Here is an 18,292-nt window from a genome sequence, read left to right as displayed (position 1 = left end):
AATGGGGCCTAACACAACTAGGTAGTCACTAGCTAAACAAAATATGCAAAAAAGGCTGCGTGATGCAGCCTTTTACCGGATTAAGTATTAGCTATTAGAGTTTTGCCGCAGCATCAAACACGACATGCGTGTAAGCACCTTCTGGTACTTTAGTAATCACGGGTGACGAATCACTATCAAGTAGTACTTTTACGGTCCGGTCAAACGCAGCAGGTTCTAAATAACCCACACCTTTACCACTGCTAGCTAGTAATTTAGCCACTTCGCCAGCCATACGAATTTGATGTTCTTCGGTTTGCGCGCCGGTATCATCGTAATCTAATACGATTAAGCCCGCTTCTTTAGGGTTAGCTGCAGCCCATTCCCAACCTTGGATGGTTGCTTTTAAAAACTTAGCATAAGCGTCTAATTTCTTGGGATCTTTTAATGAATCTTCTAAGACATAAAGACCGTCTTCTAGGGTAGCTACACCTTCATCTTCGTATTTAAACAAAATGAGTTCGTCGTTGCTCAAACCACCATCTAGTACTTGCCCATATTCGTTGTAGGTCATGGTTGAAACGCAATCTGCTTGGCCCTGGAAAATTGGATCTACGTTGAAACCTTGCTTAAGAACCGTTACACCGTCTTCTCCGCCTGTGGTTGAGTAACCTAATTTAGACATCCAGCTTAAGAAAGGGTATTCGTTACCAAAGAACCACACACCTAATGTTTTCCCCTTAAAGTCTGCAGGACTGCTGATACCGCTAGATTTTAGACAGGTTAACATCATTCCAGACTTGCCGTAGATTTGTCCGATATTGACGAGTGGTAGGCCTTTTTCTCGAGTTGCGAGTGCTGAGGGTAGCCAGTCAACAACCACATCGGCACCGCCGCCGGCCAGTACTTGAGCGGGGGCAATATCGGGACCACCGGGTTTAATGGTTAAATCGATGCCCTGATCTTTATAAAAACCCTTGTTTAACGCGACATAGTAGCCAGCAAATTGTGCTTGAGTCACCCATTTTAACTGAAGGGTAAGTTTTTCAGCGGCGTTAGCCCCAAAACTTGCCGCTAATAGCGCGGCGCCAGATGCTAGTGAAATCAAAGTTCTATTCATAGTTAATTCCCTTTATTGCTACGATTATTAAGAGTGAGTAGTTAGTGTTTGTTGTTGCCTCGAAACGAGGGGTGCCAAAATAGCAGTGATTTTTCTAACAAGGCCAAAGCCCCATAACTGAGTGAACCAGCGACTGCTGCTACCACAATCGTGGCCCATACCATGTCCATATTCATTCGCCCAACTTCAGTAGAAATGCGAAATCCCATGCCAACGATAGGTGTGCCAAAAAACTCAGCGACAATCGCGCCTATCAGCGCAAGTGTTGAATTGAGCTTTAAAGCGTTAAAAATAAATGGCAGCGCCTGCGGTAACTGACTTTTGAAAAAAGTCTGCGACTTGCTGGCTGCGTAGGTATGCATCAAATCTTTATGCAGTGCATCGGTTGATTGCAGCCCCGTTAAGGTATTAATAAACATTGGAAAGAATGTCATTACAACGATTACAGCTGCCTTCGACTGCCAATCGAAGCCAAACCACATCACCATAATTGGCGCTATCCCTACAATGGGGATGGCTGACATAAAGTTACCTAATGGCACTAAACCCTGACGGAGGAAGGCGCTTTTTACTGCCCACTGCGCCATCAAGAAGCCTGATGCACAACCCAATAAATAACCCGCTAGCACCGCCTTTAAGTAGGTTTGCCTAAAGTCTGCCCATAATATTGGTAGGTTGTTAATTAGTGCGTCAAATATACTTGAAGGAGCGGGCAGTAAAACCGGCGAAATGGCGTAACCTTCAACAATGCTCTGCCAGGCTAATATCAACATGAAGGCAAATATTGTGGGTATTAAAGGCTTGATATAGCGAGCCTGATTTGGCTGTGATGAACACAATTGAGTCAATTGATTTAACAGCGCTGCAACGGCGTAAAACGACATCAACAACAGTAATATCAGGCTAGGGGAACGTTGATAGAAACCAGCCTCGGCACTTGTCACCAGTACTAACTGTAATGCGATCAAGCCAAGGTGCAATGAACTAGCAAAATAATTAAGCATTAGTTAGGCCTCCGCGACGTTTTAATAAAGCCGTTTCAGCGAGGCCAACCAGCCAAACCAATATTGAGCCCAGTAGTGCTGCCATTAATAGGGCCGCCCAAATTTGTTGTGTTTGTCCGTAGTAAGAACCGCTTAATAGACGCGAACCTAATCCCCCTTGAGCGCCGGTAGGTAATTCAGCAACGATTGCTCCCACCAAAGCAGCCGCGATGGCCACTTTTAAACTAGCAAATAGATAGGGTTGTGCAGAGTACCAACGTAATTTCCAAAAGGTTTGTAATACACTGGCGTTGTAGGTATGCATTAATTCAACATGTAAAGTATCTGAAGCGCGTAGTCCTTTAACCATGCCGATGGTGACAGGGAAGAAAGATAAGTACATGGATATTACCGCTTTAGGTACCACGCCAGTGATGTTGAGCGCACCTAACACCACCACGATGATCGGTGCGATCGCAAGTATAGGAATAGTTTGTGATGCGATTACCCATGGCATAAGGCTCGCTTCTAAGGTTTTATTATGCACAATACCAATGGCAATCAGCATGCCCAACATTGAGCCGAACACGAAACCTAGTAAGGTCGAGTTAAGGGTGATAACACTATGAAAAACCAAGGAACGTTTAGAGTTCACTGAAGTATCAAACACTGATTTTTTTAGCTCTAATGCTACCTGATGAGGTGCCGGTAACATGGGGCGTTTAACTTGATAAGCTTGGCTCAAAATTTGGCTGTAAGTCCAATCTTGTTTTTTCCGCTCTAAGTTTTGTATCAGCTGATTTCCATTCATGATCAAAGCAGCTAAATACCATATAGCGATGATGATGACGATCAGGCTAACTAGCGGTAGCCATTTACGAACCGTGCTGTTGCTGTTCATATTTACTGATCTCCGCGTGAATTAATCAATGGCATGATCGTTCGCCAGTGCTGTGCGGATCTCTGCAGCTAAGTCATGAAAAGCCGCTTGGTCACGTAAGGCTAGGGTTTTTAACCTAGGTAATGGGCTTTCAATTACTTTAACAATCCGCCCTGGTCGCGGCGACATCACCACAATATGGGTGGAAAGAAGAACGGCTTCGGCTATCGAATGGGTAACAAATACCACGGTCTTTTGGGTTTCCTGCCAAATTCGCAGCAGTTCCATATTCATATGGTCACGGGTTATTTCATCCAAAGCACCGAAGGGCTCATCCATCAACAACAATTCGGGATTAATACAAAGAGCGCGTGCGATAGATGCCCGTTGCTGCATGCCGCCAGATAATTGCCATGGAAATTTTTTATGAAAGTCTTGTAGACCCACCATCTTTAAATACTTGTCTATTTGCTTTTGCTGATGTGAGCCAGATTGACCAGAAATTTCCATCGGTAAGGCACAGTTTTGTTGAATCGTGCGCCAGGGTAATAAACCCGGTGCTTGAAACACGTAGCCGTAAAGCCGATTAAGCCTAGCGTCTGTTGGCGAGGTGCCATCTACCTTAATGGTTCCTGATGTTGCCTGTTCTAAATCGGCGATAACCCTAAGCAAAGTTGTTTTACCGCAGCCCGATGGGCCAATAAACGAAACAAAATCACCCTCGTTAATAGTGAGGTTAATATTGGATAGGGCGTTAACGGGGCCATCATTAGTATTAAAAACCAGCGAGAGATCCTCTACCGCGATCATCTCTCTCTTACCATGAGGGTCTTGCTCCATCGGTTGGTCTGTTATTGCTTGTTGTACTGCTAACATAGGTGTTGTCTCACTGTCTTAAGCTTCACAAAGCACTAGCGACTTACCGCTACGGGCGTCTTTGCTTGGTTATATTTTGTTACTGCATCAAAGATTGATGGGAAAGCAGGGCGTTTTATGTAACGGCCGGCGCCTTCTTCTACAAACAGTTGGCCGTCTTTAAACACAACCTTTCCTTGGCTTACGGTGATGTGAGGGGCGCCAAATACAGTCCGACCTTCGAAGATGTTAAAATCGATTTTTTGGTGATGCGTTTTTGCAGAAAGCGTATGTTGTTTGCTAGGGTCCCAAATCACGATGTCGGCATCTGATCCTGCTGCGATGCAGCCCTTTTGAGGGTAAAGATTGAATATCTTGGCACTGTTGGTGGAGGTGACGGCAACAAATTCTTGTTCGCTTAAGCGTCCTTTGTTTACACCTGAGTCCCACAACACCATCATACGGTCTTCGACTCCTGCTGTGCCATTGGGGATTTTACTAAAATCATCTTTGCCTGCGGCTTTTTGGTCCGCACAAAAACAACAATGATCGGTGGCGGTTGTTTGCAGCGTTCCGCCTTGTAGGGCTTTCCATAACACTTCTTGATGGCCTTTGGGCCTAAACGGTGGGCTCATAACATGGGCAGCTGCAGTCGCCCAATCTTCATGCTGGTAGACACTGTCATCGAGTTCTAAATGTCCCGCTAAGCATTCACCGTATACGCGTTGTCCTTCGTGGCGCGCTCGGGCGATCTCATCCACCGCTTCTTTGCAAGAAACATGAACAAGATAGAGCGGTACACCGAGAGATTGAGCAATTCGAATAGCGCGGTTTGCGGCTTCTCCTTCAACTTCGGTCGGCCGTGATAAGGGATGAGCTTCTGGGCCAGTTAAACCCGCTTCAATCAGTTTATTTTGTAAGTGATAAACTAATTCGCCATTTTCAGCATGTACAGTGGGCATCGCCCCCAATTCTAGACAACGGTTAAAACTGTTAACCAAGGTTTCATCTTCGGCCATAATGGCATTTTTATACGCCATGAAGTGTTTAAAGCTGTTCACGCCATGCTCGGTAACCAAGCGTCCCATATCTTGGTATACACTGTCATCCCACCACGTTACTGCCACATGGAACGAGTAATCAGATACCGAGCGAGAAGCCCAATCCATCCAAGTATCGAAAGCTTCCATTAAAGGCTGTTGCGGGTTAGGTATGACAAAATCGATAATCATCGTGGTTCCGCCAGCCAAACCCGCTGCGGTACCACTATAAAAGTCTTCGCTGGCCACGGTGCCCATAAACGGTAATTGCATATGGGTATGTGGATCAATGCCTCCTGGCATCACAAGTTTGCCGCTAGCATCGATTATTTCTGCATCGTTAGGGACGCATAAGTTTTCACCAACCGCTTTAATAACACCATCTTCGCAATAAACATCAGCAAAGATACTTTGATCGGCGTTGACAACTTTGCCACCTTTAATTAGTAAACTCATCACTAACAAACTCCATCTCAGTTTAATCAAAGGAAGTGCATCAAATTGAGTGCTTGATGTAAGTTCCTTGTTTGTTAGCTAACTATGCAATTGGTTGACCAACTGGACAGCTAGTAGCTGAGATGGCTTTCAAGGCCCCGTAATTACTCGCTTTAACTAAGATGGACAATGATTGTTATTGGGGCTTATAGGCCTTGATAACGCTCCATAGCAGGGCATTAAGTGCTTTTTTAGTGCATAAAAACTGAGCAGTTTGCTAGGGTATTTCCTTTTTACCTACCTTTATAACTAAAAAATTTTAAAAATACTCTTTAATTACAATGATATAAAATCATTTGCTCTATGACCTGTCCAAATGGTCAGCCTATTGCATGGCTATCGCTTAGCAGATTGATATTTTGCCCAGTTAGCGTCAGTTAACAGGCAACCTTTTGGTTATTGGAGGCCATGATGAGTAGCTTTAAAATTAACAGTGATCGCTTGTGGGACAGTTTAATGGAAATGGCAAAAATAGGAGCCACCGAAAAAGGAGGTTGCCGCCGCTTAGCCTTAACTGATCTGGATAAACAAGGACGCGAACTATATATCAAATGGGCCGAAGAGGCGGGTTGTGCAGTAAAAATTGATGCTGTAGGGAATATTATCTGTACGCGTCCAGGCGATGACATGAGCTTGCCGCCGGTAGGTACGGGTAGTCACTTAGATACGCAGCCATCGGGTGGAAAATTTGATGGTGTATTTGGTGTGCTATCGGGTTTAGAAGTGGTGCGCACAATGAATGACTTAGGCTTAAAAACCAAACACCCTATTGAAATTTCAGTTTGGACAAACGAAGAGGGTTCCCGCTTTGCTCCCGCAATGATGGGCTCTGGCGTGGTATCGGGGCGTTTTAGCTTACAAGAAATATTAGATAGCACTGATGTCGATGGCTTGCGCTTAGGGGATGAGTTAGAGCGTATTGGTTTCGCTGGCGATACGCCGGTCACGGGGCGCAAGTTTCACGCGTTCTTCGAAACTCATATTGAGCAAGGTCCCTATTTAGAAGCAGAAGAAAAACAAATTGGCGTAGTAACTGGTGGGCAAGGGCAGCGCTGGTTTAACGCTACCTTAACTGGCAGAGAATCACATGCTGGAACAACCCCAATGCACTTGCGTAAAGATGCATTGTTAGCCAGCACCCTACTGATTCAAAAAGTGGAACAGATCGCTAAGGCGCACCCTCCAGGTTGCGGCACCGTCGGATTTGTCCAAGTGCTGCCCAATTCACGTAATACCATTCCTGGAAAAATCGAAATGAGCATCGATTTACGCCACCCGCTTGATGAAGAACTTAGCGCGATGGATGTAGCCTTAAATAATGCAGTAGCTGAATTGATGGAGCAAACCGGGGTTGAAGTCTTATTAGACCCATTTTGGTACTACGAGCCAATTCATTTTGACTCAAATTGCGTAAATGCAGTACGTGACGCGACGGTAAATCTTGGTTACAGCCATATGGATATCATTGCAGGGGCTGGCCATGACGCTTGTTATGTCTCTGATTTTGCGCCAACTAGCATGATTTTCACGCCCTGTTTAGATGGTATCAGCCACAATGAAATTGAGAGTACCACACAAGAAGAATGCGAAGCAGGTTGCTCGGTGTTGTTAAATGCGATGTTAAGTATGGCTGAAATAACTACCCAAAGCTCAGCTGTGGAGCATCAAGATTTAGCTACCAGTAAATAAGACTAGTAGGGGAGCAGCACCAAGCTAGGTTGCTCCCTTGCACCACAAACATTCGGGCAGCAGCGTTGATCCAAACGGTGTTCTACAGCAGTTTAATACCGCAGCCCTTTAGTACTAATCGTGAAAGAAACTCTACGCCTGCTTCATAATCGCTGGCTTCCAAAGCTTCTTTATCCATCATCATGCTGCTTTGTAAGGCGTAGTCTGCATAGGCTTGGGTTGATGACCATATCATAAACAATAAGTGTTCTGGGTTGATGGGTTCCATCCACTGCTTAGCTATCCATTCGCGAAATACTTGGCAGGTTTTATCGAACTGTTGTTTAAGTTCGGTAGCGAGTTGCTCCCGCAAATAAGGCGCGCCATGCAATATTTCGGCGGCAAATATTCGAGAGGCATTAGGGTGCTCTTTAGACAATTTCATTTTTTGCAAAATGTAGTGTCTAAGTGCGATGTTGGGATGCTGTTCAGCTGTCATTTCATCCATGTGACTCATCCACACGACCAATAATTGGCTTAAAACACCCTTATACAACGCTTCTTTGGTTTTGAAGTAATAAAGCACGTTGGCTTTTGGCAAATTAGCTTTAGCCGCAATCGCAGCAATAGTCGTACCTGAGTAGCCATTTTCAGCAAAAAGCTGCTCTGCGACAAACAAAATTTGTTCTAGATTGTCTTTGCGTATATCAGCTAGTTTGCGGCGTTTAACCCCAGTAGCTTGTGATTTTGTCATTGTTTTGTTGGTCTCGACATCCTAAGGGCCTGCACTAATATGTCGCCAGCTGCCTTAAAAATGGGCAATGTAATTAACTACATATGGCTTAAAGCATAACCCTAATTGAGCCATGATGTAATAGTTCTAAACAGATGATTTAAAATATTATAAATTTTATGTAATTAAAACAATGTGTTAATCAGATGATTCAATTTGACTATTCATCTTCTGACCGTTTGGTCAGAAGATGGTATGGGCTTTGCTTTGTTTTTATACAACGAGATTCGTTTATCTCAGTATTATAAAAATAGGGAGATCCCATGGTGATGAGTATGGAAAAGCCTGAAGGCTATTCACAACAACAGCTAGCCCTTGATCAGATGTTCAAGGATATAAACCCCGCGTTAAGTGCCCGCCAAGCCGGAATCGAGAGTTCACGTTGTTACTATTGTTATGACGCGCCTTGTATCACCGCTTGTCCTTCAAAGATTAATATACCCAGTTTTATAGCCAGTATTCATGCTGATGATTTAACTGGAGCGGCAAAAACGATTTACCAAGAGAACATCATGGGGGGCAGTTGTGCCAGGGTATGTCCTACTGAAATATTGTGTGAACAAGCTTGTGTTCGCAATAAAGAACAAGAGCAATCACCGGTAAAAATTGGTTTGTTGCAACGCCATGCCACCGATAACGCTGTTTTTTCTGGTCACCCCTTTGAGCGAGCCGCCTCTACTGGAAAAACCATTGCTGTGGTCGGTGCGGGGCCCGCGGGCTTAAGTTGTGCACATCGCTTAGCCATGCTGGGTAATGATGTTGAGATATTTGAAGCAGCGGCTAAACCGGGTGGTTTAAATGAGTACGGCATTGCTAAATACAAACTGACTGACAATTTTGCTCAACAAGAAGTAGAGTTTATTTTGAGCATTGGTGGAATCACGGTTCATACCGACACCGCCTTAGGTCGCGATATCAGCTTAGCTGACTTGAAAGGACAATTTGATGCGGTGTTTTTAGCAATAGGTTTGCAAGACGTTCAATCCTTGATGCTGGTAAACGAGAGCCACCCGCAGATCCTCAATGCTGTTGATTATATAAAAGAACTACGCCAAGCCACTGAACTAAGCCAACTTAACGTGCCACTAGATAGCGCAGTCGTGATTGGTGCTGGTAACACAGCCATTGATATCGCTTGCCAACTTAAACGTTTAGGCACTGAAGAAGTGACTTTGGTATACCGACGTGGTGCAGAGCAAATGAGCGCGACAGCCCATGAGCAGCAAATTGCGAAGAACCACCAAGTCATCATTAAAACTTGGGCGAGACCTGAACAGATTAACCTCGATCATGATGGCGTGCTTCGTAGCATGAGCTTCCGCAAAACCTACAGTGAAGATGGCCAACTAGAAGATACAGATCAAACTTTTGATGTGGCTTGTTCTGCTGTATTTAAAGCGGTAGGGCAAAAGTTTACTTATCCAGATAAAGAGCAACTTATCCCGACTGTGAGTAACGGGAAAATCACTACTTTTGGTCAGCAAGTCACCAGCATTGATGGCGTATTTGCCGGAGGAGACTGTACCAGCGTGGGACAGGATTTAACGGTAGAGGCTGTACAACAAGGCAAGCTAGCGGCTTTAGCCATTCATCAACAAATTAACGCAGTGGAGGCATAAGACTATGGCCGATTTATCAATAGAATTTGCAGGAATTAAGTCTCCAAACCCTTTTTGGTTGGCATCAGCCCCTCCTACTGACAAAGCCTATAATGTAGAACGAGCATTTGAAGCAGGATGGGGAGGCGTGGTTTGGAAAACCTTGGGAGAGGATCCCGCGGCTGTAAATGTTTCATCGAGATACTCAGCCATTTACGACCACAATGGTGAAGTTGCAGGGTTTAATAATATTGAGCTAATTACCGACCGAAGTTTAGACATTAACCTAAAAGAAATTGAAGCGGTCAAGAAAAGCTGGCCAGACAGGGCATTGGTGGTGTCGCTAATGGTGCCTTGTGAAGAAGAGGCTTGGAAAAAAATCGTTAAGCAGGTCGAACAAACTGGTGCGGATGGCTTAGAGCTAAACTTTGGCTGTCCACATGGAATGCCTGAGCGCGGAATGGGCGCAGCGGTAGGTCAAGTGCCTGAATATATTGAAATGGTTACCCGTTGGTGCAAAACCTACAGCAAACTCCCGGTGATTGTAAAACTCACCCCCAATATCACTGACATACGCTTTTCAGCGCGGGCAGCTAAGCAAGGTGGTGCTGACGCGGTATCATTGATTAACACCATTAACTCGATTACAGGCATAGACCTAGACAAAATGGCAGCCAGACCGCTTGTTGATGGTAAAAGTACCCATGGAGGTTATTGTGGGCCAGCGGTTAAACCGATTGCACTAAATATGGTGAGTGAAATAGCCCGCGATCCAGAAACCGCCGGTCTGCCTATCTCGGGCATTGGTGGAATTGGCAATTGGCGGGATGCGGCTGAGTTTATTTCGTTAGGCTCAGGTTCGGTACAGGTATGTACTGCGGCGATGATTTACGGCTTTAGAATCGTTAGTGAGATGCAAACCGGTTTATCTAACTGGATGGACAGTAAAGGCTACAAAAAGATTTCTGATTTTCAAGGTTTAGCCGTTCCGAATACTACCGACTGGAAGTATCTGAACATGAACTACAAAGTTGTGGCTGATATTGACGAAGATAAGTGTATTGGTTGCGGTCGCTGTTATATCGCTTGTGAAGATACTTCACACCAAGCGATTGATAAAACTGTTCGGGCCGATGGCAGCGTAGCTTTTGAAGTGATAGAAGATAAATGCGTAGGTTGTAACCTATGTCAAATCACCTGTCCTGTTGACCAGTGTATTAAGATGGAGCAAAAAGAAGCAGATAAACCTTATATGAACTGGACCCAAGACCCGCGTAACCCCTACAAGGACGCTTCTTAAGTTCAGTGGTGTCGTCACTTTGCTCTGCGATATTGCAGAGCAAAGTAATTAGCGTTTTGCTGTGAACCTAAAGAGGCTCTTAAAACTAGGTTTGTTGCTTGGCCATCTCTTTTTTAAGTTGTTTTGCAACATAATCCGGTGAATGAGTAGAGCGTGCCAGCAATTGATACATCGCTGGAATGACCAGTAAACTGACCACCGATGCGAATGCCATTCCAAACAATACGACAGTTCCTACCGATATTCGACTTTCAGCTCCAGCACCGCTAGACATGATTAACGGAACCGCTCCGGCGACTGTTGTGAACGCCGTCATCATAATCGGTCGTAGGCGACGTGATGCGGCTTGTACCACGGCCTGGTTAAACGCAATACCTCGATCGCGCAGTTGGTTGGCATATTCTACGATCAGTATTCCGTTTTTGGTCACCATACCGATCAACATAATCATCGCAATTTGGCTATATATATTAAGGCTTTCGTTCATTAGGTACATCCCGGCAAGACCGCCGAAAATGCCCATGGGAACGGTAAGCATCACAACCGCCGGGTTAATAAAACTTTCGAATTGGGCCGCAAGTACTAAATAAGCAACAACTAAGGCCATACAGAAAATGATCACAGTACTGCTTTGATTTTCTTTGTAATCTTTAGATTCGCCGCTAAAGTCGATGGATATATCGCTGGGCAGGTTTTCAATGGCTAACCGCTCTAAGTGGTCAAGTGCTTCTCCCAAGGTATATCCCTGATTCATGGTCCCTGAAAGAGTCACCGCCCGTTGTTTATTTAGGCGACTCAAGCGATTTGCTGATGCGGTTTCAACCAGTTGGGTTACGCTATCTAAGGTGAGTAAAGAACCATTGGCTGCACGTAAGTAGATTTTGCTTAGATCAGTTGCACTATTAAATCCTTCTTCACCCCCTCGTATGTAAACATCGTACTCTTCACCGCGATCGACAAAGGTAGTTTCGCTGCGTCCACCCAGCATAATTTCTAAAGTATCTGATATTTCGCTAACACTTAAGCCCAATTCAGCCGCCCGCTGTCGGTCAATCTTAACCAGTAATTCAGGCGTTTTCTCAGAGTAATTGATATCAAGAGCGCCGATTGAAGGATGTAATTCAGCCTTTTGTAACATTATTTGCCCCCAATGATTGAGTTCTTCGAAGCTCGCTCCTGCTAAAACAAATTGAATAGGGTCATCAGATTTCCCGCCAAAGCCGGGTTGGCGTGGTCTAATAGAAATATCTGCAATATTGGCTAAGGTTTTTCGCAATAAATTTACCGCATCAGCCGCACTTTGCTCTCGTTGTGCCCAATCTTCTAATTGCACAATAATAAACGCTGTATTATCGCCGGCTTGACCGCCAAAAGCCGGTGTTTGCAGATTAAATGACTTGATTAAGCCTTGGCCAACCAAAGGCATGATTTGCTGCTCTACTTGGTCCATGTTGGTGGTCATTCTATCGTAACTTGTACCTTCAGCCCCTTTGACCATGACCTGTACTACTCCACGGTCTTCTACGGGGGCTAACTGTGCAGGAATCAATTGCATTAAACCAACGCTGCCTAAAATACATAGAATAATCGCGGTAGGTGCAGCAGTGCGTGATTCAATTATTTTGGTTAACAAACCTTGGTAAGCAGGGAGCAATTTGGCAAATAACTTCTCCATGCCCTGGCTAACGCGACTAGGTTTGGCATTTAGACTGAGTAATTTACTGGCTAAAGCCGGCGTCAAGGTGAGTGCGATTAACGATGAAAAAACCACTGCGACCGACAGTAGTACTGAGAATTCAGTAAACATTTTTCCAACCATGCCGTCCATGTAAGCAATCGGCATAAATACCATCACCAATACTAAGGTGGTTGCTATAACAGCAAAACCCACTTCGCGGGTACCCCGATAAGCCGCTAATAAGGGTGGGGTGCCTTGCTCAATGTGGTGGTAGATGTTTTCTACGACGACGATAGCATCATCGACCACTAAACCAATCGCAAGAATTAATGCCATTAGGGTTATTAAGTTGATGGAGAAGCCGAAACTTTGTGCGGCGATAAAAGCGGCAATAAGCGATACCGGCACCGTAACCGCCGGTATAATGGTAATTTTTGCCTGACCGAGGAAGATATACAGTACTAAAACAACTAAGCCACCGGTAATCATTAAGGTTTGATACACCTCACTAATTGCCTGCTCAATAAACACCGTGGAATCATAGTCAACTTTAAGTTCAGTGCCTTCGGGAAGATAGGTTTGCAAACGTTCTACTTCAGCGCTGACTTGCTGTGCAACGTTTAGCGGGTTGGCATCAAGTTGTGGGATGATACCCAGACTCAAGTTTAAGATGCCGTCACTTTTAAAACTTGAGTTTTCGTTTTCAGCGCCCACAAATACTTTTGCTACATCTTTTAGATATACGTGAGTACCGTCTTGGCTGGTTCTAAGACGAAGATATTCAAAGTCTTTTGCGTTGGAGTATAAGCGCTCGGTACGCACCGGCATAACCGTGGTGTCGTTTCTGATTTCTCCGCCAGGTAATTCGAGGTTCTCACGCTTAAGCGCAGCAACTACATCGCTAGGGGTGATTTGCCGTCCAGCCATTAGGCTTGGGTCTAGCTTTACATACATTACCTTATATAATGCACCAGTCAGTTCAACTGAACTTACGCCACTGATTAGATTGAATCGATCGACCAATACACGCTCAGCATAATCTGTCAGCTCAGTACGATCCATTTTGCTAGAATTTACATTTATGTAAATTGAAGACTCACCCGATCCGTTGTCTTTAGAAACCACGGGATCAGTAATATCATCGGGCAAGCTTCGTTTTGCACGCTCTACAGCATCTCGAATATCGCTTACTCCCTCGGTTAACGGCCAATCGAGCAAAAAGGTCACGGTGACTCTAGACATCCCATTGCGAGAAACCGAATCAATTTGATCAACCCCACTAATGCCCGAGAGTTGGTCTTCGATAATTGCGGTAATTTGGCTATCAACAATGCTAGCAGAGACACCTTCGTAACGGGTGGTAATGGTCACTACTGGGTTTTCTACATCGGGCATTTCCCTAACGGCTAGTTGATTAAAAGACGCAATGCCAAATACACAGAGCAAGGCGCTAAGTACGAAAGCTACAACAGGCCGCTTTACTGATATGTCGGACAAGAGCATTAAATCGGCTCCTGCATGTTGCTGGGTTTAAGTGGCTTGCTTTCTGTTGATTTAGCGATCTGTTGCTTTAAATCTCTAACATTTACTCCATCGCGAATGTTGACCAAACCTTGTACCACAATGGTGTCATTTAGCTTAATGCCTTGGTCTATCAAAACATAGTTATTGATACGCGTACCCAATTGTATTTCGCTACGGTGAGCGATTTGTTCGTCATCGACAACATAAACGAAACGTTTGGTGCCTGAGTACTCAATGGCCTGCACTGGAATCATTGGCTGGGTGGTAGGTGGTAATACTAAAGTGGCTCGCATCATCATGCCCGGCTTGAGTTGATAATCATGATTGGTAAAGCTAACCCGTACCTTGAGATTTAAAGTATTACTATCTACCCTCGGATCAATCACTTCAATGATCCCTTGATATACTTTGTTTGGCCATGCCGGCGTTGACGCTTGGATTGGCATGCCTGTTTCCAACGATGATAAATATCGATCAGGAATACTTAAATCGAGTTGTAGCCTATCCAGATTATCTAAATTCAGTAAAGTTTGATTGGCGGTGATGAGCGCGCCCTTACTGATGTCTACTAAGCCAATAACGCCGCTGAAAGGAGCGGTGAGTTGATGATCGTAAAGATCAGATTGCGCAGATAGTAGTCTGGCTTCTGCAATTGAAACGCTGGCAAGTTGCGCATCATAACTGGTTTGAGACACGGCTTTACGTTTAAGCAATTGTTCAAATTCATGCAGTTTTCGCTGTTCGTCAGCTAAGTAAGCTTGGGCTTCGGCTAATAGCGCCTTGGCTTTTAAATCGTTTAGTTCAATCAGTAACTCGCCAGCGTGCACCGATTGGTTTGAACGGACGTTGATTTTTTCAATTTTCCCCGTCACTTCTGCGGCGATAGCCACAGCTTGCTCAGCATCTAAGGTGCCGATTAAACTTAGTGTTTGGGAAAGACTGTGCTGTTGAACTTGCTCTGTGCTGACCAATGTCGGAGCCAAAGTTCGAACCGCTTGAGTCTCCTCTGACTGTTGGTGAAATAAAATAAGGGCAATTAAACTGACAATGAGAATTGGCGGAACTAAAAAGCGCAATAACATGGTGATCCAAACAGCTAGAAAACAAGCTGCTATTCTAGTTGGTCTTAGTTACAGCTGCGGTAAAGTAGTGTAAAGAAGTGCAAATTTGTCGCCAAATTGTGTCCATTATTATTGTGTAGTTAGCCTATTGATGTTTGTTTAACGTTTACGCTGTTATTTTTATATGTTTGGATCTTTTTTTAGGTGGGAGCTTTTTATCATGCGTCAGCCTTTTTCGGTTAATGTGTTTCTCTATCGTTTTAGAAGCGGGGCGATAGAATATCTAATGTTAAAGCGTGTCCCTCGACCAGATATGCAACTGGGCGCTTTTTGGCAAGCCGTTACTGGTGGCATGGAGGAGGGCGAAAACATCCAACAAACGGCAGTTCGAGAAGTGTATGAAGAAACCAATCTGAGAATAGCGCGTTTGCAATCCACTAACTTTAGTTACCGATTTTTGATAAAAGACCAGTGGCGAGACACCTATGGTTATGCAGCGGATGATATTTTAGAAACGGTATTTTGCGCAGAAGTTTGCGACGAACCGATCCTTTCTAATGAACATAGTGACTATCAATGGTTACCCTACAATGAAGCCATCGACTTACTCGAATTTACCTATAACCAACAGGCTATTAGTATCGTGGACAACATGCTTAGATCGAACAGTTAACCTTGAGGCACCTTGAAGGTGCCTCACTGGTTTAACGGGTATAGCCGTTGAATTGTTTTTCGTGGCCTATCGTAGACATCGGACCGTGACCAGGCAAAAATTGATAGTCATCGTCGAGAGTATATAGCTGAGTTTTAATCGCATTAATTAAGGTAGGGTGATCGCCTTTGGGGAAATCTGTTCGACCAATAGAACCGTTAAACAGTACATCACCAACAATGGCTAACTTGTTGTGGTGGTCAACAAATACTACATGGCCAGGAGTGTGGCCAGGGCAGTGGCGAACCTCCAATTTTAGATTACCCACTTCAACGAGGTCACCATGTTCTAACCATTGGTCTGGGCTAAAACTGGCTACGTCAGGAAATCCAAACATTTGACACTGCATTGCCATTTTACTTAGCCAAAAGTCATCATCTTTTTGAGGGCCAATCAATGCCACTTGGTAACGTTGCTTAATAATACTACTGGCTCCAACATGGTCAAGGTGACCATGGGTTAGTAATATCTTACTCACCGTCACACCTGCTTTATCTACCGCAGCCTGAATTAGCTGTGGATCACCACCAGGGTCAACAATAGCTGCCTGCAGGGTTTGTTCACACCAGATAAGACTACAGTTTTGTTGAAAAGGAGTTACTGGAATAATTTGATATGCCATTTTGTCTTACTCTAATTAATTACTGCTCTAGTGTACGGATGCAGATGAATTTTTCTATAGTTGCGTATAACTAAACACAGAAATAGTCTCGCATATGTTTATAATAACAACATCGCTTAACGGTAGGAGAGACCTTTGATAATCAAAGATATTATGCAAACTCGCGTGGTGAGTGTTGGTATGGACCAACGCTTATTTGATATTAAGGACATTTTTGACAATGTTAGCTTTCACCACTTAGTTGTTCTCGATGATGAAGATAAAGTGGTTGGCGTTCTTACTGAAGCAGATGTGCTTGCTGCTTTAAGCCCATTCTTAGGTAAAGCAGCTGAAAGCCAACGAGACATCCAAACCCTTACTCAACGTGTTCATCAGTTAATGTCTAGAGATCCTCAATGTTGCTTGTCTGCAACAAGTATCAGCGACGCGGGAAGTATCATGGTAGAGCAGGGTCTAAGCTGTTTACCGGTAGTTGATAGTGATAAGCAATTACTAGGTATTGTTACTTGGAAAGATGTTCTTGCATTTTTGCTGGTGAGTAGCAAAAACGGATGAACTCCCAACCGTCTTATTTGCCTATCATGTTTATGGGCTGTACCAGTGATGCGGGTAAATCGTTAGTGACCGCTTTGATTTGTCGTTACCTTGCTAATACAGGGCTAAACGTTGCCCCATTCAAAGCACAAAACATGAGTAACAATGCCGCTGTTACCCGTGAAGGCGGCGAGATTGGGCGTGCTCAATACTTACAGGCCTTAGCTGCCAATCAAATTGCTACTATCGAAATGAATCCTGTATTACTAAAACCGCATAGTGATATTGGCGCTCAAGTAATAGTCAATGGCGAGGTAAGCCATCAACTTAACGCCATAGATTGGCATCAACGTAAAGCCATTCTGTGGCCAGCGGTTACCGCAAGCGTTGAACGTTTGCAGAGTAAACATCAATGTTTGGTTATTGAGGGCGCAGGCAGCCCTGCGGAAGTTAATTTAAGGAAAAGCGATATTGTTAATATGGAGCTAGCCTTACATGTGGATGCTTCTGTTTACTTGATTGCTGATATCGACCGCGGTGGTGCTTATGCGCACTTATTAGGCACTTGGATGTGCCTTAGTAAACAAGAGCAAGCGCGAGTAAAAGGATATGTACTCAATAAATTTCGTGGTGAGCAAGCCTTGCTGGAAGATGCTAATCATTGGATACTGGAAAAAACTGGGATTCCGATAGTCGCGGTTGTTCCCTGGACTAAACATCAATTGCCAGAAGAAGATAATTTTTTCCATCGAAATCAATGGCAAGCTGGTGCGACGAACATTGCATTGGTGGTTTATCCCTACGCCAGTAACTTAGATGAATTTGACCCTCTCATATATCAGTCTGGGGTGAATGTCGTGCCAATGAGAGAATGGCAAGATTTAAGTCAATATGATGCGGTTATTTTACCAGGGTCAAAACACGTCGCCGAGAGCTGTAAGCATTTGCTTAGCACTGGTTTAGATAAGGCTATTATAGATGCTGCGCACACGGGTGTGAGGGTCTTAGGTATCTGTGGAGGCTTACAAATTTTAGGTGATAAAGTATTAGACCCGCAGCATATCGAAGGTGAGCAGTTTAGCGGTTTGTCTTTATTACCTATTACCACAGAATATGATAGTAACAAGGTGACCATTCAACGAAAGGTTGATTGGGCGGGTGAGCAACTAAACTGTTACGAAATCCATCATGGTAAAACCCAATGTACTGAAAACTTAGCGCCATTTGTAGAAGTTAACAATGGTTGGCAACATGGGCAAGTTCAATCCAGTTATTTACATGACCTATTTACCAATAAAAGTTTTCGCCAGCACTGGTTAGAAGGTCTGGGATGGCGTGGGCAATGTGAAGACTGGCAGGACGTTATCGATAAAGAACTAGACCGATTGTGTGAACAATTAGCAGAGCCTTTAAAGCAGATTTGTGAGCACGCAAAGCTTAATTAGACGAC

At 44.3% G+C, this 18,292-nt stretch carries 15 protein-coding genes; 6 read left to right on the top strand and 9 right to left on the bottom strand.

The genetic code is table 11. The features are described from left to right. Window positions 1–94: 94 nt before the first annotated feature. The 5 genes from M0C34_RS10525 to hydA are packed head-to-tail and all read right to left on the bottom strand — an operon-like array spanning window position 95 to window position 5,313. Entirely contained in the window at window positions 95–1,099 is a 1,005-nt protein-coding gene (locus tag M0C34_RS10525) for an ABC transporter substrate-binding protein (protein ID WP_248715564.1), read from the bottom strand. Window positions 1,100–1,140: 41 nt separating this feature from the next. Continuing rightward, on the bottom strand, window positions 1,141–2,103 hold the full coding sequence (locus M0C34_RS10520; RefSeq protein ID WP_248715563.1) for an ABC transporter permease: 963 nt from the start codon (window positions 2,101–2,103) through the stop codon (window positions 1,141–1,143). After that, complete coding sequence (locus M0C34_RS10515; RefSeq protein WP_248715562.1) at window positions 2,096–2,983, bottom strand: ABC transporter permease; 888 nt, start codon at window positions 2,981–2,983, stop codon at window positions 2,096–2,098. Before M0C34_RS10515 ends, M0C34_RS10520 begins: the two co-directional genes overlap by 8 nt. 21 nt (window positions 2,984–3,004) lie before the next feature. Next, the gene (locus M0C34_RS10510) at window positions 3,005–3,838 is read right to left on the bottom strand and encodes an ABC transporter ATP-binding protein (RefSeq protein ID WP_248715561.1); all 834 of its coding nucleotides are present in this window, start codon (window positions 3,836–3,838) and stop codon (window positions 3,005–3,007) included. A gap of 35 nt (window positions 3,839–3,873) precedes the next feature. Next, window positions 3,874–5,313 (bottom strand): dihydropyrimidinase, encoded by a 1,440-nt coding sequence (gene hydA, locus M0C34_RS10505; RefSeq protein ID WP_248715560.1) that lies wholly within the window; start codon window positions 5,311–5,313, stop codon window positions 3,874–3,876. 447 nt (window positions 5,314–5,760) lie between these two features. Between hydA and M0C34_RS10500 the strand changes: the two genes are divergently transcribed. After that, window positions 5,761–7,041: a Zn-dependent hydrolase gene (locus M0C34_RS10500; RefSeq protein WP_248715559.1), complete on the top strand. Its 1,281-nt coding sequence runs from the start codon at window positions 5,761–5,763 to the stop codon at window positions 7,039–7,041. A gap of 82 nt (window positions 7,042–7,123) precedes the next feature. Here M0C34_RS10500 and M0C34_RS10495 read toward each other — a convergent pair whose 3' ends face one another. Further along, window positions 7,124–7,774 carry a TetR family transcriptional regulator C-terminal domain-containing protein gene (locus M0C34_RS10495; protein ID WP_248715558.1) on the bottom strand — a complete coding sequence of 217 codons (651 nt, stop codon included), beginning with the start codon at window positions 7,772–7,774 and terminating at the stop codon, window positions 7,124–7,126. A 314-nt stretch (window positions 7,775–8,088) separates the two neighbouring features. On the opposite strand from M0C34_RS10495, the gene M0C34_RS10490 reads away from it, so the two are divergent. Together M0C34_RS10490 and preA are read left to right on the top strand one after the other, a co-directional pair. After that, the gene (locus M0C34_RS10490; RefSeq protein ID WP_248715557.1) at window positions 8,089–9,432 is read left to right on the top strand and encodes an NAD(P)-dependent oxidoreductase; all 1,344 of its coding nucleotides are present in this window, start codon (window positions 8,089–8,091) and stop codon (window positions 9,430–9,432) included. A 4-nt stretch (window positions 9,433–9,436) separates the two neighbouring features. Further along, on the top strand, window positions 9,437–10,711 hold the full coding sequence (gene preA, locus M0C34_RS10485) for an NAD-dependent dihydropyrimidine dehydrogenase subunit PreA (RefSeq protein ID WP_248715556.1): 1,275 nt from the start codon (window positions 9,437–9,439) through the stop codon (window positions 10,709–10,711). An 85-nt stretch (window positions 10,712–10,796) separates the two neighbouring features. Here preA and M0C34_RS10480 read toward each other — a convergent pair whose 3' ends face one another. Further along, complete coding sequence (locus M0C34_RS10480) at window positions 10,797–13,892, bottom strand: efflux RND transporter permease subunit (protein WP_248715555.1); 3,096 nt, start codon at window positions 13,890–13,892, stop codon at window positions 10,797–10,799. Beyond that, complete coding sequence (locus M0C34_RS10475; protein ID WP_248715554.1) at window positions 13,892–14,995, bottom strand: efflux RND transporter periplasmic adaptor subunit; 1,104 nt, start codon at window positions 14,993–14,995, stop codon at window positions 13,892–13,894. The genes M0C34_RS10480 and M0C34_RS10475 overlap by 1 nt, the downstream gene beginning before the upstream one ends. 199 nt (window positions 14,996–15,194) lie before the next feature. Here M0C34_RS10475 and M0C34_RS10470 point away from each other — a divergent pair, with 199 nt between their 5' ends. Continuing rightward, window positions 15,195–15,647 (top strand): NUDIX hydrolase, encoded by a 453-nt coding sequence (locus M0C34_RS10470; RefSeq protein ID WP_248715553.1) that lies wholly within the window; start codon window positions 15,195–15,197, stop codon window positions 15,645–15,647. A gap of 31 nt (window positions 15,648–15,678) precedes the next feature. Here the strand turns inward: M0C34_RS10470 and M0C34_RS10465 are convergent, their stop codons facing one another. Continuing rightward, window positions 15,679–16,308 carry an MBL fold metallo-hydrolase gene (locus M0C34_RS10465; RefSeq protein ID WP_248715552.1) on the bottom strand — a complete coding sequence of 210 codons (630 nt, stop codon included), beginning with the start codon at window positions 16,306–16,308 and terminating at the stop codon, window positions 15,679–15,681. Window positions 16,309–16,443: 135 nt separating this feature from the next. Here M0C34_RS10465 and M0C34_RS10460 point away from each other — a divergent pair, with 135 nt between their 5' ends. Continuing rightward, window positions 16,444–16,863 (top strand): CBS domain-containing protein, encoded by a 420-nt coding sequence (locus M0C34_RS10460; RefSeq protein ID WP_248715551.1) that lies wholly within the window; start codon window positions 16,444–16,446, stop codon window positions 16,861–16,863. Further along, the gene (locus M0C34_RS10455) at window positions 16,860–18,287 is read left to right on the top strand and encodes a cobyric acid synthase (RefSeq protein WP_248715550.1); all 1,428 of its coding nucleotides are present in this window, start codon (window positions 16,860–16,862) and stop codon (window positions 18,285–18,287) included. Before M0C34_RS10460 ends, M0C34_RS10455 begins: the two co-directional genes overlap by 4 nt. Window positions 18,288–18,292: the final 5 nt, after the last annotated feature.

It is taken from the genome of Agarivorans sp. TSD2052, from assembly GCF_023238625.1.
Taxonomy (GTDB): Bacteria; Pseudomonadota; Gammaproteobacteria; order Enterobacterales; family Celerinatantimonadaceae; genus Agarivorans.
The sequence above is the reverse complement of the archived record's forward strand: the minus strand, read 5'-3'. Positions and strand labels throughout refer to the sequence as shown.

Bases quoted from the DNA above. Each gene is read 5' to 3' on its own strand.
- M0C34_RS10500 (WP_248715559.1), top strand. From the start codon at position 5,761: ATGATGAGTAGCTTTAAAATTAACAGTGATCGCTTGTGGGACAGTTTA.
- hydA (WP_248715560.1), bottom strand. From the start codon at position 5,313: ATGAGTTTACTAATTAAAGGTGGCAAAGTTGTCAACGCCGATCAAAGT.
- M0C34_RS10455 (WP_248715550.1), top strand. From the start codon at position 16,860: ATGAACTCCCAACCGTCTTATTTGCCTATCATGTTTATGGGCTGTACC.
- preA (WP_248715556.1), top strand. From the start codon at position 9,437: ATGGCCGATTTATCAATAGAATTTGCAGGAATTAAGTCTCCAAACCCT.
- M0C34_RS10495 (WP_248715558.1), bottom strand. From the start codon at position 7,774: ATGACAAAATCACAAGCTACTGGGGTTAAACGCCGCAAACTAGCTGAT.
- M0C34_RS10475 (WP_248715554.1), bottom strand. From the start codon at position 14,995: ATGTTATTGCGCTTTTTAGTTCCGCCAATTCTCATTGTCAGTTTAATT.
- M0C34_RS10510 (WP_248715561.1), bottom strand. From the start codon at position 3,838: ATGTTAGCAGTACAACAAGCAATAACAGACCAACCGATGGAGCAAGAC.
- M0C34_RS10490 (WP_248715557.1), top strand. From the start codon at position 8,089: ATGGAAAAGCCTGAAGGCTATTCACAACAACAGCTAGCCCTTGATCAG.
- M0C34_RS10470 (WP_248715553.1), top strand. From the start codon at position 15,195: ATGCGTCAGCCTTTTTCGGTTAATGTGTTTCTCTATCGTTTTAGAAGC.
- M0C34_RS10465 (WP_248715552.1), bottom strand. From the start codon at position 16,308: ATGGCATATCAAATTATTCCAGTAACTCCTTTTCAACAAAACTGTAGT.
- M0C34_RS10515 (WP_248715562.1), bottom strand. From the start codon at position 2,983: ATGAACAGCAACAGCACGGTTCGTAAATGGCTACCGCTAGTTAGCCTG.
- M0C34_RS10520 (WP_248715563.1), bottom strand. From the start codon at position 2,103: ATGCTTAATTATTTTGCTAGTTCATTGCACCTTGGCTTGATCGCATTA.
- M0C34_RS10480 (WP_248715555.1), bottom strand. From the start codon at position 13,892: ATGCTCTTGTCCGACATATCAGTAAAGCGGCCTGTTGTAGCTTTCGTA.
- M0C34_RS10525 (WP_248715564.1), bottom strand. From the start codon at position 1,099: ATGAATAGAACTTTGATTTCACTAGCATCTGGCGCCGCGCTATTAGCG.